Genomic DNA, 16,563 nt, shown 5'->3' with positions numbered 1-16,563 from the left:
CTCCAAATCATAAATATGCAACCTAGCCTAATATAATTAAGAAATAGTTTATAATAAATACGTTTTAAGATACCTGCCTGTAACACTTTCTGGAATTTTTACCACTTCTTCTGGAGTTCCAGTAGCAATCACTTCTCCGCCTTTTATTCCGCCCTCTGGTCCGATGTCTATTATATAATCTGCAGTTTTTATAACGTGCAAATTGTGCTCGATAACTATAACAGTGTTTCCCAGATTGACTAATCTATGGAGTATTTTTAGTAAGTTATTTATATCTTCAAAGTGTAATCCAGTTGTTGGCTCATCAAGAATATACAATGTTCTTCCGGTAAATCGTTTTGATAGCTCTTTGGACAGCTTTATTCGTTGTGCTTCACCCCCAGACAACGTTGTTGACGACTGTCCGAGTTTTATATAGCCAAGCCCTACTTCCTGCAAAGAAACCAACTTTTCTTTTACCATTGGAAGGTTTTCAAAAAAATCACAAGCCTGATCTATCGTCATATCAAGCACATCAGAGATTGATTTTTCTTTATAAGTAACTTCCAATGTTTCCCGATTATACCTTCGCCCTTTACATTGCTCACACTTCACATAAACGTCCGGTAGAAAATGCATCTCTATCTTTAAGTGCCCATCACCTTTACAAGCCTCACACCTTCCCCCTCTGGTATTAAATGAAAACCGGCCTATATTATATCCCCTTGCTTTTGACTCCGAAAGACCTGCAAACCAATTTCTTATATGAGTGAACATACCAACATATGTTGCTGGATTTGACGCAGGAGTTCTACCAATTGGCGACTGATCAACTTCTATAACTTTATCTATATATTCAAGGCCTTCTATTCTATCACACTGACCATACCTTGCAGACGAATGATGTATCTTATGTGCTGAATATTTATATAACGTTTCTATGACTAAACTTGATTTTCCCCCTCCTGATATTCCAGTAACACAAATAAGATTCCCTATAGGAAATTTAACGTTTACATTTTTTAAGTTATTTTCACATGCATTTATTACTTTTATGAACTGAGTTGCTTGCTTTCTTCTCCTTGGAATTAAAATTTTTTTCTCTCCACTCAAATATTGCCCTGTTATGCTCCCTGAATTTCTTTGCACCTGGTCTGGTGTTCCTTCTGCAACAACTTTTCCACCATTTACGCCAGCTCCAGGACCAATATCAATCGCATAATCAGCAGCCATTATTGTATCTTCATCATGCTCAACAACGATTACAGTGTTACCCATGTCTCTTAAGTTTTTTAGTGTGGCAATTAACCGATCATTATCACATTGATGAAGGCCAATCGAGGGTTCATCAAGAACATATAAAACCCCCGTTAATCCTGAGCCAATTTGCGAAGCAAGTCTGATCCTCTGACTCTCACCGCCAGAGAGAGTGCTAGATTCTCGATCAAGCGTTAGGTAATTCAACCCTACATTCTTTAAAAATGTTAGCCTCTTGATTATTTCACTTAGTATTTTATTTGAGATTTGCTTCTGTTGTTCTGTGAGCTTGTCTGGCAAATTTTCAAACCACTTAAGGGATTCATCGATACTAAGCCCTGATATTTCACCTATATGTTTGCTATCAATTTTTACTGTAAGCGCTTCTTTTCTCAATCTATAGCCAGTGCATTCTCTGCAGTGAGTGACAGAGCAATATCGCTCAACAAGTGTTTCATCATAATCCATCTGGTTCTCCAAGATACTGATCAAACCTTGAAATTTATTAGAGCCAAAGAGTATCATATCTTTTACTTCTTGATCTATGTTCTTCCACGGAATATCAAGGTTAAATTTGTAGTTTTCAGCCAGTGATAGAATTGCACTTTTTAGAAATCCATAACCTGTGTGCACTTGGCGGAACATTGATCCCACTGGCTTTAAAGCACCCTCAGATATTGAAAGAGTTTCATCCGGTACTATTAGCTTTATATCAACACTTAGTTTTTTACCAAGCCCATTACACGAACCACATGCACCGTAAGGGCTGTTAAAAGAAAATAATCTTGGTTCTATTTCCTCAAGAGTGAAACCAGACTCGGGGCATGCAAAATTCTCTGAAAAAGTCAGAATTCGACCATTTTTATACTCGGAATTATGGTTGTCAGGTAGGTTTACTATTTCTACATACATTAGACCATTACCAAGTTTTAGTGCGGATTCTATACTACTTGGCAGTCGATTTCCTATATCGCCCAATATTGATATTCTATCTGCAACCACAAAAACGTCGTGTTTCTTGTTCTTATCGAGTTTAGGGAAGTCATCTACATTGTACACTTCACCATCTATTTTGAACCTTACGTAACCTTGTCTTTTAATTTCCAATATCTCTTTAAGATGTTCTCCCTTTCTACCACGCACAACAGGGGCAAGTATATATATCTTAGTTTCTAAAGGTAACGCAATTATAGTGTCTACAATTTGAGACACCGTTTGTTTTGTTATTGGTAATCCAGTTGCAGGTGAATAAGGAACTCCTATTCGTGCATATACTAAGCGCAAGTAATCGTAAATTTCGGTAACAGTTCCAACTGTTGACCTTGGATTTTTTGAGATCGATTTCTGGTTGATAGATATTGCAGGAGAGAGACCTGTAATCGACTCAACATCTGGTTTATCCTGAATGTTGAGAAATTGACGCGCGTAAGCTGACAGGCTTTCAACGTACCGGCGTTGGCCTTCTGCATAAATCGTATCAAATGCAAGGCTAGACTTGCCAGAACCACTTAGCCCAGTTATAACAACTAGCTTATTTTTCGGTATATTGACGTCTACACCTTGCAGATTATGTTCCCTTGCGCCCTTAACTCTGATAAAATCGTCCATATTATACCATATAACGTATTAACCATTATAGCCTCAAAATACGTGAATTTATAGTGATATATTGATTTTCTATTGATTTTTTCAACTGTTACGGAAAATTAGGCAGCGTTTGATAAATCGTCATTCCGCTACTTGTTAGCGGCTGAGATACCGCGACGGTATGACGGTTAAGTAGGCCAGTGCCCCTATGATGTCATCCCAGTGTCAAGCACATAGCTGTACGAACGTTGTAGTTTAGGAGCAATTCCCACCAGTGGGCCAGTGCCCAGACACTGGTTCTATGCAACTTAATTAAAAACGTTTGTTTTAGCGTAAGACAACTACCTTTAGCTCATCAGCTCAGTTATAAGCAAAATTTCTGGATTCCAGACTGGAATGACACCATTTGCTGTGCAATTTACCTTCAAAAATGAATGTTCGTACAGCTATGTGTCAAGCACTGGGATGACACCATTCTTTTTTCTGGATTCCAGACTGGAATGACACCCCCCTGATAGGCTCAAATCATAATGTTTGTACAGTTGTGGGTTTAGGCTACCTATAAATTCTAAACTGTTGTTACGCACCAAATACACCCCTAGGACCCAAAGTCAGTTTAGCTATATCAGAAAACAGGTTATGTGGAAATCTTAAAATACTTCTTGTTTGCCAAGCAAAATAAATACATTCCTACAAACAAACAGATGCTCAATACTGACGCATAAGAAAACTTAAAAATTAAGTCTCTAGTATATATTGATAGGCATTTACCTGCAGAAAATTTGTATAGTAATCCAACACATACAACGGCACTATCAACCACTGATGCTATAATTAAAGTAATGAAATTTGCCATATGAAAATTCAACTTGGACTTCAATTTTTCAAAAATAATTATGCTTGAGAGAAGAGATACTAAAATTGCAGTATATGAAATCAATATCATCAAATTAAAACTTTGCCATTTAAAAACACAACATAGCGCTGTACACACTATTAAGTTGTACGTAGCTTTGCTTCTGCCATAAAATTCAACCATTGAATTTACAACTAAAGCAGCTCCCACAAATAAGGCAGCACATATCATCAATTTATTTGAAGTGTTGAGTAAAGAAAGACTGATAAACAGGAGTATCGATAAAATAGACATAATTACCTACCCAAAATTAATAACATACATTCATTCTAAATAAACATTACATATAGTAAAAGAGTTATTTAGCATAATAAGAAAAATATTTTATATTAGCATGCCACATCTTTCAGATCTACTTTTAAAACATCCTTTATGTTTAGCACCTTTTTCTCTGTTACTTTGCCAATACATGAATAAACTGCACCTTCAAACAATTCTTCAAACCTCTTCTGATTTTGTGGTGCAATAGTAACCAAAATTCTACTTTGCGATTCAGAAAACATTATTATCTTGTTTATTATGTCTGTATTTTGTATTTTTCCTATTGGCACTAGTGAAAGATCGATTTCAGCACCAAGGTCTCCTGCAATTAGCGATTTTGCCAGAGCAATAACTAATCCGCCTAAGTTTGGTGCAATTGCAGAGGCAATTATGCCATCTTTTATTGCCTGGTTGTAACGCTCATACAACTTCCTAGCGCTCTTTGCATCAACTTTTGGTACGTTGTTATTACCTATTCCACTATATAACTGATATTCAGATCTACCAAGTTCATCAAGTGTTTCTCCAAGCACATATATCAAGTCCCCTGGCATTTTTACATCAAGCGATACCGCATTTTCAATATTTTCTATAATTCCAATTGCTGAGATGAGTAATGAAGGTGGTGCAGAGATTATCACTTTCTCGCCATTTTCATCATATCCCTTGAAGTCATTGAACATACTGTCTTTTCCGGATATGAATGGTGTTTTAAATGCAGTTGCGAAGTCGTAACAAGCCTCTGCAGCTTTCTTTAGTTGCCACAACCTTTCTGGATTATAAGCATCACACCAACAAAAATTGTCGAGCAACGCTAGATGATTTATATTTCCTCCTGCGGCTACATAGTTGCGTATCGCGGTGTCAATTGCACATGCTGCCATGTGGTAGGTGTCAATTTCTCCATAACTTGAGCCAAATCCTTGCGATTTTACAACACCTTTATTTGAAGAAAGGATTGGCCTTGAAACAATAGCTTCACTGCACACTCTTCCCTTGCCCTGCAGTGGTTTCAGCACTGACGACCCTTGAACCTCATGGTCATATTGCACCACTATGAACTCTTTGCTGCAAATGTTTGGTCTGCTCAGCATTTCTTTTAGTTCAATTGCTAAAGAAGGCGAACTTGTTGTCATTCCAGCGCATAGCGCTGGAAGCCCCTTAGACCACGGTTTCGTCTGTAAATGCACTTTGGGATTACCATCATGCAGAAATTCAGTTTCGATGTCCATTATTACTGTCCCTTCAGGACATTTAACAACAGCTTTACCACTCTCATTAAACTCTCCAATCACACAAACCTCCACATCATGTTTTTTCATGATTTGCTTAAACATAGGGAGATTTTCTTCTGGCACTGCTAAGGTCATTCTCTCTTGTGATTCTGATATCCATATTTCCCACTGAGCCATACCATCGTTTTTAAGGAGAACCTTGCTCAAATCAACTTCAAATCCGTCTTTTCCCATTTCACCAATAGACGACGACAGCCCACCTGCTCCGTTATCCGTTATTGCATTATAAAGATCAAGATCTCTTGCTTTTATGACGGCATTGGATAATTTTTTTTGTGTTATAGGGTCACCAATTTGCACAATTGTTGAAGGGCTATTTCCCGATAAAGCCTCTGAAGAGAACGTTGCACCGTGAATTCCATCTCTTCCAACTCTTCCGCCAATAATTACAATCTTATCGCCATTTTTTGGTCCTTTAATGTGTGAAGGTGCATTATTTATATTGCGTGGAATAATTCCAATGCTTCCGACAAAAACTAATGGCTTGCCACAAAATCTATCGTCGAAATATACCGATCCAAGTTGTGTTGGAATACCAGAGCAATTACCAGCAACATTAACACCGTGAATCACTTCTTTCATTATATATTTTGGCGGTAAGATCTCATCAGTGCGCTCTTTATCCCTATAAAATTTGCCTTTTGCTTCTTTGGCAAAGCAAAAGTAATAGGTATTCATTATAGGCTCTGCGCCTTTCCCGAAACCCACTATATCGCGATTAACTCCAAGCACTCCGGTCATTGCTCCACCAAATGGATCAAGAGCTGAAGGGCTATTGTGAGTTTCAACTTTATCTACAATCAAGTAATCGTCATCAAAAATTATTCCTCCTGCGTTGTCGGAGAAAACTGACACGCATATGTCAGAATTTATCTCACGCGTTGCACGCTTAATATAATGAGCATATAGACCGTCTTTTATTTCATCAATAGGGGAGCAAAAAATATTGTGTTTACAATGTTCAGACCAAGTCTGTGCCAGAGACTCAAGTTCAATATCATATGGATTTCTACCAAGTTTTTTAAAGTAATCCTTTATAGCTTTCATTGCTGCCAGCGAGAGCCCTAAAGTGCCATTACCATCGATTCCATCTCTGCTGATTTTCTCAAGTTCTTGGTCACTTACATTTAAATCAACAGATTTAGCCCCATTACTACTTGATATCACTCCAGTGCTCTCTTTTGTCATCCCAGCCTTTTTTTCTGTCATCCCAGTGCTTGACACTGGGATCCATTCTTTTTTTTCCTGGTCACGCGCTGGAATGACACCGGAGTGGGTATTTAATGACTTATATTTACCATAATATTTCCAGCTATAGTTATTATTTTCTTTACAGATAAGTGTGCAATACTCAGTGATGGGGTTGAACTCTTGTTTTATATCATCTTCGGTTGGTAAATCTCCTTGACTTAGAATCAATTTTGAACTTCTTGCTTTGATCTCAATTGGTGTCATTCCAGCGCGTGACGCTGGAATCTGCGTTTTCTCTTTCTGGATCCCAGTGTCAAGCACTGGGATGACAAAAGAAGGGGCTGGGATGACAGGCTGGTCGATATAGCCTTTGCTTATTAAATACTCTCTAACAATTTGTTTCACTGTGTTGCCTACATTATCGGTCATGCCAGGTAGGAAGCTTATTTCCAAGCCCCACTTTGCTTGTGGTTCTATGAAATCATACGGAACTTCTTCAAGGTTTTCATTGTAGGAATAATAACGGCAGTCTTGTATGACTTTATTATAAAATAGCCCGCAAATTTCTTCATATAATTTGGATGGTAATTCTTTGCGTATGTAAATCGAGTAAACGTTGACTAACCATCTGCAGCCAATTTGCTCGCATTTATTTAAAACTTCTATTCTAATGTTTGCCATGTAATGTTATAAAAAATTTTAATATATAATAGCATACAAGCACGTTTATATTTTGAATAATTTCTATACAATAAAATATTGTATTAATTGTTACTGTTAGTGGGAAGAGTTTTTACCGTTAATGTGGATGAATCTCTTTTTGATGTGCTGGTTCAGCACATATTTTCTGAATATGAAAGAGAAAAAATTCCTGAAGTAAAAATCATACTTCCTTGCAAGAGGGATGTGATAGCGCTGCTGAGTGCATTCAAGAATCATAACGCTAAAAAATGCATAATTTTGCCAGAGATAGTTTCGCTAGAGAATATTGATGAGGAAGATTTAATATTAAATCTTGATAGGGTTAAAGTTATCAAGCCAACAAAAAGGACACTGCTACTCATTCAATTCATATTGGAGTGGAATAGAAAAAATAATGATAATTTTCCAATTGATTTAGCTTATAGCCTGCCATCACTGCTTGATAAAATTCAATCTACCCAAACAACGGATTGTTATCAATTTGATGAACATTCAAAAAAAATAGAGAATTTCATAAGCTTACTCACTGAGACTTGGAGTAAAACTTTAAAAGATTTAGAAGTAGTAGATATATTAAAACATAAGAGTGATTACATAAACAATATGATAATCTCTTTACAAAAAGACCAATATATAATCTTTGTTGGAATTGGAAAGGATAAGTCGTTAATTAGGGCTATATATGATCTGCCATTTGGAAAAATAATTTTGCCTAACTTGAATTTGAAAATTAAAGAGAAAGACTGGAAATCGCTTGATAAAAAACATTATCAATATTGCCTGAAAGATCTGCTCGATTATTTAAAAGTGGATAGAAGGGATGTGAGTTTTCTGCCAGAAGCGTGTTCTCCAGTGCCCAGACACTGGGATCCAGAAAACTTAACTTTAAATGAGCGCACCAGGTGGCTGTATAATGAAAACTGGATCCCAGTGTCAGCTACTTGGATGACAGAAGAAAGGGCTGGGATAACAGGAAGTCCTGAGGAATATCTAGATTACGTCTTTGATACAACTGCCGATCTAAGCAAAGTTAGTAGTGGACATGTTGGCAATATTGAAGTCATCACTTGTGATTCCAGAGAGGAAGAAGCACAAGTGACATCATTAATTATAGAAAATGAAGGTTATGAAAACATTTCTTTGGTCGTCTTTGATAAATTACTTGCAGCTCGTATAGCATGTTTATCAAGGCAACACAGTGCCATACCGGAAAATTACCCTTATATAACGCTTCTGCTTTATAGTATCGAAGTTTTGACCTCAAATTGGAGCAGTGTGTCATTACTTTCGCTCCTTAAACATAGGCTAGTGACTTTTGGTTACACTCAAGAAGAGTACACTCGGATTTTATCTGAATTTGAAATAGAGATATTACGCAACTTTAGTACAAATGGTCTGAGCGATATTATAAATGCTATCAATGCCCATAAAAAGCTAAAATACAAAGAAGATATATTACTTATTATCAGTAAGTTAGAGGTTATATTTAATCCTTTACTTCGTTCTATAAATTGCTCTATTTTCGATGTGGTAGCAACTCATTTGCAGTGTATTAATATATTATCTGGTATAAATTTTTCAGAGCTAAATAGTGAAATAGGTAATTTTACCTGTAATTTCTCAAATGCATGTGAGGGTGTAGGAATTAAATGCTCCTTAGAGTTATATAGCCAAATTCTGACCTTATTTTTAGAGAAAGAGTTTTTCTTTGTAGCAAGTGACTTGAATAAATTCAGCTTATATCACAACAAAGTTGTAATACTTGCTGGATTTAATGAAGCGCCAAGCTTTCAAAGTCCGCTTTTGAATGCACTTACGAGAGAAAAATTTAATCTTCCTTCTGCACAAGAAGAGCAGGGGTATTTTTTTTATACTTTACACAATTTGTTTTGTGCAAGTAAGGTTTATATTACAAGATCGCTAAGCCATAGAAAGCCAATTCTATTGCAGCGTTTGGAAATTCTACTCAAGGAGGGGAAGCAGCCGTATCGTGATTGGCTAAGGATATTAAATACGCCTGAATGTACTGTTCCATGTACTCAGCCTATGCCAAAACCTCAAACCGAAGTTAGAAAAGAAAAAATGCAGGTGATGTCTTGCAGTGCAATAGAAAAGCTAATTCGTAATCCTTATTCATTTTACGTTGAATATATACTGGGTCTTAAACAATTAAGAGACTTGAATTTCAAGCCATCGATATTGGAATTTGGCACTATGGTACACAACATTCTTGCAAGATATTTACGCAACAAAAAATCTCCAATGAGCATTGCACGAGAAGCATTCTCGACTAGTCAGTTTAATTTTTCAAATATGTGGTGGGTAAGACTACAAAAGATAATTCAATCTTTTGTCGAATTTGATGAAACTCGAAGCAATTATGTTGAGTTGGAAAAGAACTTTTCCTGTCCGATATTTCATATTCCAGCGCGTGACACTGGTTCTTGTGATCAGTATGAAACTGCTTGGATGACAAATAAGCCACAAGAAATTTCACTGATAGCAAGATGTGATAGAGTTGAGTATCTACCAAGTGGGCAAGTGGCAATTATAGACTATAAGCTTGGTACACCACCTTCCAATGAAGAAGTAATGTCGGGATTTTTTCCGCAATTAATTTTACAAGCCTTAGCGGTAGAACATATAACAAAAAGAGAAGTCTCAGAACTTGCTTATTGGAAACTTGATTATGATAAAATAAAAGTTATTTCTATACAAAATTATAGATACAAAATGCAAGAATTAAAAAATGATCTGCCTGGTTTTTTATCTAACTATTTAAGTAATTCCACACCCTTTATTGCCTCTCCATATTTTGATAAATTCCTGAGATTTAACAGCTATAAACAGCTAGAAAGGGTAGGAGAGTGGTTGTAAATGGTGTCATCCGAGTACCTGACACTGGTTTCCATCCAAAAGGGTGTCATCCCAGTGCCCAGACACTGGGATGGCTTTGTTGCATCACACTTTATGAGATGGTGATTTATGGTAAATTCATGTAACTATCTCAAATTTAGCCATACCAATATCAGTGAATTTATTAAGCAAATAGCATTTAGTTCTTTTTCTCGATTTATCTCAGATTTATTCCTAAAACTAAATCCGAATATTTGCTTTAATCTTGAGAAAAACCCTTCAATATAAGATCTTTTCCCATAATTTACTTCTTTTTTCCATTCTTTCATGCCATCTTCACCGTATAATTTTATTAACCTAATAGCAGCATTCCTGTCAGACATATAATCTATTTCTGGATGTTCTGCCGCATTGTTTATTGGTGGAATTTTTGTCTTTATATCATATTCGTTACACAACTTATAAAACTTGTGCCTATCACATGCTCTATCTGCATATAGTGCTTTTATGGCATGCTGAAAATCAACTTCTTTTAGCAAATCACAAGCTCCATAGTGATCAGCCGTTACTGTATTTTACAGCTATGGCTTTTTTGTTGTTTATATTCAACATTACGTGCAATTTTCTCGTTTGCTCATAGCCACGATATTTTCTGTCAGTGCTATTTTCCTTCAGGAGTGTTGTTGTATATACTAATTCCTGTACTGTCTATAGCAATTTCGATATCTTCCATATTAGAGGTTGTCCGGAAACAAGTAAAAGGCTATAATATCTGAAATTTTAGTACGGGGTAAAGATGAGAAAAAAGTATCCAACAGATCTAAGCGAAAGGGAATGGGCAAGAATAGAAAAACACTTCAGAGTATCATACAAGAAAGGAGGAAGGCTGCCAAAGTATAGCAAAAAAGAAATATTAGAAGCAATTTTCTATGTATTGCGTACAGGGTGTCAATGGCGGTATTTACCAAATGATTTTCCGCTATGGAAGACTGTGTATGAGCAGTTCAGGCAATGGAAGAAGCAGGGAATTTTTGAGAAAATGAATTATGAAATTACAAAATATAGTAGAAGAAAAATAGGAAGGAATGAGCAGCCGAGTGCCTGTATAGTAGATAGTCAATCTGTAAAGACTACAGAAAAGGGGGAATCAAAGGCTATGATGGAAGTAAAAAAGTAAAGGGTAGAAAAAGGCATATAATTACAGACACTCAGGGTTTTATACTAGGTTGTTACGTAGGCGCTGCTAACGAAAATGATAGAGATGGTATTAAAATAGCATTAAACAATATGAGAACAAAATATACTAAAGTTAAAAAAATGTGGGCTGACATGGGATACCAAGGAAGAAATTTAAAGAATCACATAAAGGAAGAATATGACATAGATATTGAAATTGTTAAAAGGCCTCCATGTAGATTTTGGGTGCACAAAGATACGCCACCTGAGCTACTACCAACAAGAGAACAAGGGTTTAAAGTACAGCCAAGAAGATGGGTTGTAGAAAGGACTTTTGCTTGGGTTAATAGGAATAGAAGGCTATCGAAGGAGTATGATTTACTCACAACATCCACTGAGAATTTCATATACCTAGCTATGAGTAGGGTTATGTTAAAGAGGGAATATGCTTGAATTTACTAGTTTCCGGACAACCTCTTATAGCTCTTTCCATAAAAGTCCGGATGTGATAGGATAAGGGTAGATGATGATAAGGAGGTTGAATGCCAGCAGCATATAGTTATGATTTAAGAAAAAAAGCAATGGAAGCGCTAGACGAAGGAGAAAGCAGAGAAACAGTGGCAGCAAGATTTAAGATTGGACGAACTACTTTATGGGAGTGGCAGCAAAGAAGAAAAGAAACAGGAGACTTTCAATCAAAAAAACTTGGAAATGGGGGTTACAATCACAAAATTACCGACTGGGATACCTTTGCCAAATTTGCCAGAGAACACGGAGGAAAGACTCTATCGGAAATGGCTAAACTTTGGAACAACGTTAGTATCCAAACGATCTATCGAGCCCTTAAAAAAATTGGATTTACGCGCAAAAAAAGACATATGGATACAAGGAAAGAAACGAAGAAAAACGTGCTGAATTTTTGAAAATTATAGCGACAAAAGAACCTAAAAACTTAGTGTATATAGATGAGTCTGGCATTGATAACACCGAACTACGGATATTGCCAGAAAGGACAGCGGTTTTATGCCTTAAAATCTGGAAAGAAAACTCAACGAATCAGTATGGTTGCAGCCTTAAGTGGAAGAAAGATAGTTGTTCCGTTAACCTTTGAAGGCCACTGTAATATGGATGTTTTTAATGGATGGTTTGAGCAATTTTTGACACCGATCTTGGAACCTGGACAGACTGTCATTCTTGACAATGCTACTTTTCATAAGTCTGATAAGATTATCGAGCTTGCTAAAGGGGTTGGTGCAGAAATTTTGTATCTGCCGCCTTATTCTCCAGATTTCAACAAAATTGAGCATCATTGGTTTGCTATAAAAAACAGAGCCAGGAAAAACATTCCTCTATTCGAATCCTTTCGTCGTGCTGTTGATTCTGCCTTCCTATGACCTGTTCGGACTATTATGAGAAATGCTATACTACATAAGGCCTAATTTCCGGAAGATCAACTTTTTGGTGAACATAAGGTTTTTCGCATATTACAAGCTCTCCTCCGCATTCGCAAATATTAGGCAACTCTATTTTTACTACTTTATCCGCTTCCATTGTAGCATGAAAATTTCCTTTATGCCCAACCTGATCGCCAACATTCCTTTCGCTTTTTGGCTTGTCCTTTTTTGTTTTGTACAATTCTTTAGAGCTCGGTAGAGATGAATTTTTCGAGTTTAAACCAAGCCTTTCCTTTAATTCAGCGTTCTCTATCTTTAAAGCTTTATTTTCTGCTTTTAAGTTTTCTATCTCTGCTTTCAGTTTTTCTATTTTTTGCTGTAAATTTTTGCAAAGTTCTAAAAGGTTTACCACATTACCTCACTTTTGCTCTATGATTATCTTTTTAGATCACTTTGTCTACCTTATTCTACCACTCCGCTGAACGGATACCTTGGGTTAGCTATAGCTAACACCACAATTGTACTAACATTGTGATTTGAGAACAACCTTCACCAGAAAGGGTGTCATTCCAGTGTTAAGCACTGGAATGACGAGAGGTAACGCAAGAAGTTTACTCTTAATAAAAACCTGATGATGAATCATTATTACCAAATTTCGGCCTATTTCTGTTGCTGAAACCAGAACGAGGACGAGGAGGCCTCTTATGGTGACTTCCTCCAGGTTTTCTACTAAATGAATTATTGTAATAATTATCCCTGTCATTTGGACCATCTTTCCTTTCCTCGTTGTAAAGCTCACCTTCAAAAAACTCTCCCGTCTCTTGATCAACCCGACGTCTTGACAACTTTGGACACCCACCTTTTTCGAAGTCAATTACTAGTGCTTTGAAAGTATCATCTTGTTTAAGTACGCTCTCTATAGAATCTATATGTTCATTAGCTACTTCACTTATGTGCATTTTTCCTTTTCTGCCATTAAGAAATTCAAGCTCTACAATAGACTTCTCTATTCTTACAACCTTGACATCAACTATAGAACCTTGTTCTAGTTCTGTTATTGAATCAATCATCATACTCTTTGCAATTTCAGCTTCAGTGCCACTCGTAGCAAAAACAGAAACTTTACCATCATCTCCTATTTCAATTTTTGCATTACTTCTTTCACACACACTGCGTATATTTTTCCCCTTAGAACCTATAGCAGCAGAAATTTTGTCTTTATCTATGTAAAATGATAACATCCTTGGTGCATGGTCTTTGACATCATCACTGTGTTCTGAAATCACTGCATTCATTTTTTCTAAAATATGTAATCTTCCAGCTTTTGCCTGTTCTAAAGATTTTTCAACAATTTCAAAGCTTATACCAGAAATTTTCATGTCCATTTGTAGCGCCGTAACCCCTTCACTAGTTCCTGCTACTTTAAAGTCCATATCACCAAGATAATCTTCATCACCAAGTATATCGGAAAGTATTACATACTCGTCTTTATCTTTGATGAGACCCATAGCAATTCCAGCAACAGGGGCCTTTATTGGCACACCCGTATCCATTAAAGCAAGAGAAGTCCCACAAACTGTTGCCATAGAAGAAGAACCATCAGACTCCAAAATTTCGGACACTACTCTTATTGTATAAGGAAATTCAGACTTATCGGGTAAAACAGGATGAATTGCTTTCCAAGCAAGTTTGCCATGACCGATTTCTCTTCTTCCTGGTGCACGCGCAGCAGAAGTTTCTCCAACAGCAAATGAGGGAAAGTTATAATGCAACATGAAATGCTCACGTCTATCCCCTTCAATATCATCCACAATTTGCTCATCTTGAGTGGTGCCAAGAGCAGTAACAACCAGTGCCTGAGTATTGCCTCTTGTAAATAGTGCAGAACCGTGAGTTTTGGACAGAATATCAACTTCAACTTCTATCTGACGTATCTCATCATGCTTACGACCGTCTATCCTTACACTTTTCTTCCTAATTATTTCACGTACTAAAGATCTTTCAAAGTTTTTTACTGCATACGTAATTAACTTTTCGTCTTTTCCAGTTTCTTTAAGAGTATTCAATATATTCTCTCTGATCGCTTCTAGAGCTTGAACTCGCTCTTGTTTTACTGTTTGCGAATATGCTTTTTCAAAATCTTTACCGTATTTTTCGAGCTCTTGTGTTATATCTGATGCATCAATAGGGGCAAAGCTCTCAGGTTTATTGCCAATTGTATCAGCAAACTCTTTTATGAGCTTAATGACAGGCTTAAGGTGTTCATGGCCAAATTTTATTGCATTAAAAACATTTTCTTCAGAGAGCTCTTTCACTTCTGATTCAACCATTAAAATTGAATTTTCATCACCAGACAAAAACAGATCCAAGCTGCTTGCTTTCATCTCTTGAACAGAAGGGTTGAGTATATAGTTATTATTTTCATCACAACCAACCATCACTCCAGCTATAGTAAAGTGAAAGGGAACACCAGAAATTGCAAGAGCTGCAACAGCACCAATCAATGCTGGCACTTCAGGAGGATTGACTGTATCATAAGTTAATAGATTGCACACCACACTAATTTCATCATGAAATCCTTCTGGGAATAGTGGTCTTATACTTCTATCTATTACTCTTGAGATTAAAGTTTCTCTATCAGATGGCTTGCCTTCTCTTTTAAAAAACCCGCCAGGGATCTTACCCATGGCATAGCTTTTTGCGATAAACTGCACATTTAAAGGTAGGAAATCAACGCTTTCTTCCTTCTTTTTACGTACAACAGTTACTAAAACAGAAGTATCACCGTAATTTACAACTACTGAACCATGAGCTTGGCGTGCTATTTTTCCTGTTTCTAAAGATAAGGCACGACCACCCCACTCTATAGATTTTTTTATAATTTTAAACATATTAAATTCCTCGATTATTTTCTAATGCCTAACTTCTCTATTAATTCCTGATAGGCTTCATTACCAAATTTACGCTTTATATAATTTAAGTGCTTGCGTCTTCTACCTATCAATATAAGTAAACCACGCTTAGAGTGATGGTCATGCTTGTGCACTTTAAAATGCTCAGTTAAGTTACTGATCCTCTCGGTCAAAATTGCACATTGTACAAAAGATGAGCCTGTATCATCTTCTTTAATTGCATATATATTTATCAAACTCTTTTTCTTTTCGGATGTTATCGACATCTAAACCTCATTTTAAATATTAAAAACACGAATAGGTTTCACACAACCATAAATAAAACTGCAGATTGCAATAGGTACACTACCCACCACCGTACAACAAATATCATGATTCTTTAAATTACGCAAGTTATTTAATACAACTTCCTGACCTTTTCTGATTTTCCCCGCATCTTCTAGGGAAATTTCAACTTTGAACATCGATTTTAAAGCCGATTCAATGGGGATGACGAAACTTTTTGTATTACTCCCTGTCACTCCATCATCTTCTGTCATCCCACCCCCCTCTGTCATCCAAGTAGCTGACACTGGGATGGCTTTGTTGCATCGCTCTTCGGATAGTAGGTAACGCACAATAAATTTATGAAGCTATCTCAAATTTAGCCATACCAATATCAGTGAACTTATTGAGCAAATAGCATTTAACAAGTAGTTCCTTCTCTCTATTTGTCTCAGATTTATTCCTAAAACTAAACCCGAATGTTTGTTTCAGTTGCGAGAAAAAACTTTCTATATAAGATCTTTTTCCATAACTCATCTCTTTTTTCCACTTCTTTATACCATCTTCATCATATGACTTTATGAGCTTGACTGCAGAATTTCTCTCAGCCATATAGTCTAACTTTGGATGCTCTGCTGCGTTGTTTTTCGGAGGAATTTTCGTTTTTATACCATATTGATTACACAGCTTATAGAGCTTTTCTCTGTCATATGCCCTATCTGCATATAGTACTTTTATGACATACTGAAAATCGACTTCTTTTAGCAAATCAC

At 36.5% G+C, this 16,563-nt stretch carries 12 protein-coding genes and 2 pseudogenes; 4 read left to right on the top strand and 10 right to left on the bottom strand.

The window, feature by feature from the left end; all coding sequences use genetic code 11:
- Positions 1 to 48 precede the first annotated feature (48 nt).
- From uvrA to ACFEL3_RS06240, 4 genes are all read right to left on the bottom strand, one after another.
- Positions 49 to 2,844 carry an excinuclease ABC subunit UvrA gene (gene uvrA, locus ACFEL3_RS06255; protein WP_265017990.1) on the bottom strand — a complete coding sequence of 932 codons (2,796 nt, stop codon included), beginning with the start codon at positions 2,842 to 2,844 and terminating at the stop codon, positions 49 to 51.
- Positions 2,845 to 3,269: 425 nt separating this feature from the next.
- Positions 3,270 to 3,410: a hypothetical protein gene (locus ACFEL3_RS06250; RefSeq protein ID WP_010962923.1), complete on the bottom strand. Its 141-nt coding sequence runs from the start codon at positions 3,408 to 3,410 to the stop codon at positions 3,270 to 3,272.
- 50 nt (positions 3,411 to 3,460) lie between these two features.
- Positions 3,461 to 3,973: a hypothetical protein gene (locus ACFEL3_RS06245; protein ID WP_022626376.1), complete on the bottom strand. Its 513-nt coding sequence runs from the start codon at positions 3,971 to 3,973 to the stop codon at positions 3,461 to 3,463.
- Between the two features lie 95 nt (positions 3,974 to 4,068).
- On the bottom strand, positions 4,069 to 7,167 hold the full coding sequence (locus tag ACFEL3_RS06240; protein ID WP_095742772.1) for a phosphoribosylformylglycinamidine synthase subunit PurL: 3,099 nt from the start codon (positions 7,165 to 7,167) through the stop codon (positions 4,069 to 4,071).
- A 99-nt stretch (positions 7,168 to 7,266) separates the two neighbouring features.
- On the opposite strand from ACFEL3_RS06240, the gene ACFEL3_RS06235 reads away from it, so the two are divergent.
- Positions 7,267 to 10,065, top strand: a complete 2,799-nt coding sequence (locus tag ACFEL3_RS06235; protein ID WP_182282680.1) for a WPE palindromic element domain-containing protein — start codon at positions 7,267 to 7,269, stop codon at positions 10,063 to 10,065.
- Entirely contained in the window at positions 10,056 to 10,190 is a 135-nt protein-coding gene (locus ACFEL3_RS06230) for a hypothetical protein (RefSeq protein ID WP_256437677.1), read from the top strand. Before ACFEL3_RS06235 ends, ACFEL3_RS06230 begins: the two co-directional genes overlap by 10 nt.
- Here ACFEL3_RS06230 and ACFEL3_RS06225 read toward each other — a convergent pair whose 3' ends face one another.
- A complete protein-coding gene (locus ACFEL3_RS06225) occupies positions 10,191 to 10,583 on the bottom strand; it encodes a transposase (RefSeq protein ID WP_223823060.1) in 393 nt (130 codons plus the stop codon).
- A gap of 257 nt (positions 10,584 to 10,840) precedes the next feature.
- On the opposite strand from ACFEL3_RS06225, the gene ACFEL3_RS06220 reads away from it, so the two are divergent.
- A protein-coding gene (locus ACFEL3_RS06220) for an IS5-like element ISWpi1 family transposase (protein WP_265017989.1) occupies positions 10,841 to 11,673 on the top strand; the annotation gives its coding sequence in 2 pieces (ribosomal slippage) (positions 10,841 to 11,210 and positions 11,210 to 11,673; 834 coding nt in all).
- 89 nt (positions 11,674 to 11,762) lie between these two features.
- Positions 11,763 to 12,614 (top strand): annotated as a pseudogene (locus ACFEL3_RS06215) (IS630 family transposase).
- A gap of 28 nt (positions 12,615 to 12,642) precedes the next feature.
- On the opposite strand, the pseudogene ACFEL3_RS06210 reads toward ACFEL3_RS06215, so the two are convergent.
- The 5 genes and pseudogenes from ACFEL3_RS06210 to ACFEL3_RS06190 form a co-directional block, all read right to left on the bottom strand.
- Positions 12,643 to 13,026: pseudogene (locus tag ACFEL3_RS06210) on the bottom strand (IS66 family transposase); the annotation flags it as partial.
- Positions 13,027 to 13,231: 205 nt separating this feature from the next.
- Complete coding sequence (gene pnp / locus ACFEL3_RS06205) at positions 13,232 to 15,505, bottom strand: polyribonucleotide nucleotidyltransferase (RefSeq protein ID WP_095742791.1); 2,274 nt, start codon at positions 15,503 to 15,505, stop codon at positions 13,232 to 13,234.
- Between the two features lie 14 nt (positions 15,506 to 15,519).
- The gene (rpsO, locus tag ACFEL3_RS06200) at positions 15,520 to 15,792 is read right to left on the bottom strand and encodes a 30S ribosomal protein S15 (protein ID WP_006279944.1); all 273 of its coding nucleotides are present in this window, start codon (positions 15,790 to 15,792) and stop codon (positions 15,520 to 15,522) included.
- A 12-nt stretch (positions 15,793 to 15,804) separates the two neighbouring features.
- Complete coding sequence (locus ACFEL3_RS06195; protein ID WP_231115842.1) at positions 15,805 to 16,143, bottom strand: hypothetical protein; 339 nt, start codon at positions 16,141 to 16,143, stop codon at positions 15,805 to 15,807.
- Positions 16,144 to 16,150: 7 nt separating this feature from the next.
- Entirely contained in the window at positions 16,151 to 16,558 is a 408-nt protein-coding gene (locus ACFEL3_RS06190; RefSeq protein WP_010962940.1) for a transposase, read from the bottom strand.
- Positions 16,559 to 16,563 lie beyond the last annotated feature (5 nt).

The organism is Wolbachia endosymbiont (group A) of Opomyza germinationis (assembly GCF_964264765.1).
GTDB lineage: Bacteria > Pseudomonadota > Alphaproteobacteria > Rickettsiales > Anaplasmataceae > Wolbachia > Wolbachia pipientis.
Note: the sequence above shows the minus strand (reverse complement) of the source record. Positions and strands in the feature narration are given on the sequence as shown.

What these genes read in the sequence shown, in the direction of transcription:
- ACFEL3_RS06240 (WP_095742772.1), bottom strand. Translation starts at nt 7,167, where the DNA reads ATGGCAAACATTAGAATAGAAGTTTTAAATAAATGCGAGCAAATTGGC.
- rpsO (WP_006279944.1), bottom strand. Translation starts at nt 15,792, where the DNA reads ATGTCGATAACATCCGAAAAGAAAAAGAGTTTGATAAATATATATGCA.
- ACFEL3_RS06245 (WP_022626376.1), bottom strand. Translation starts at nt 3,973, where the DNA reads ATGTCTATTTTATCGATACTCCTGTTTATCAGTCTTTCTTTACTCAAC.
- uvrA (WP_265017990.1), bottom strand. Translation starts at nt 2,844, where the DNA reads ATGGACGATTTTATCAGAGTTAAGGGCGCAAGGGAACATAATCTGCAA.
- pnp (WP_095742791.1), bottom strand. Translation starts at nt 15,505, where the DNA reads ATGTTTAAAATTATAAAAAAATCTATAGAGTGGGGTGGTCGTGCCTTA.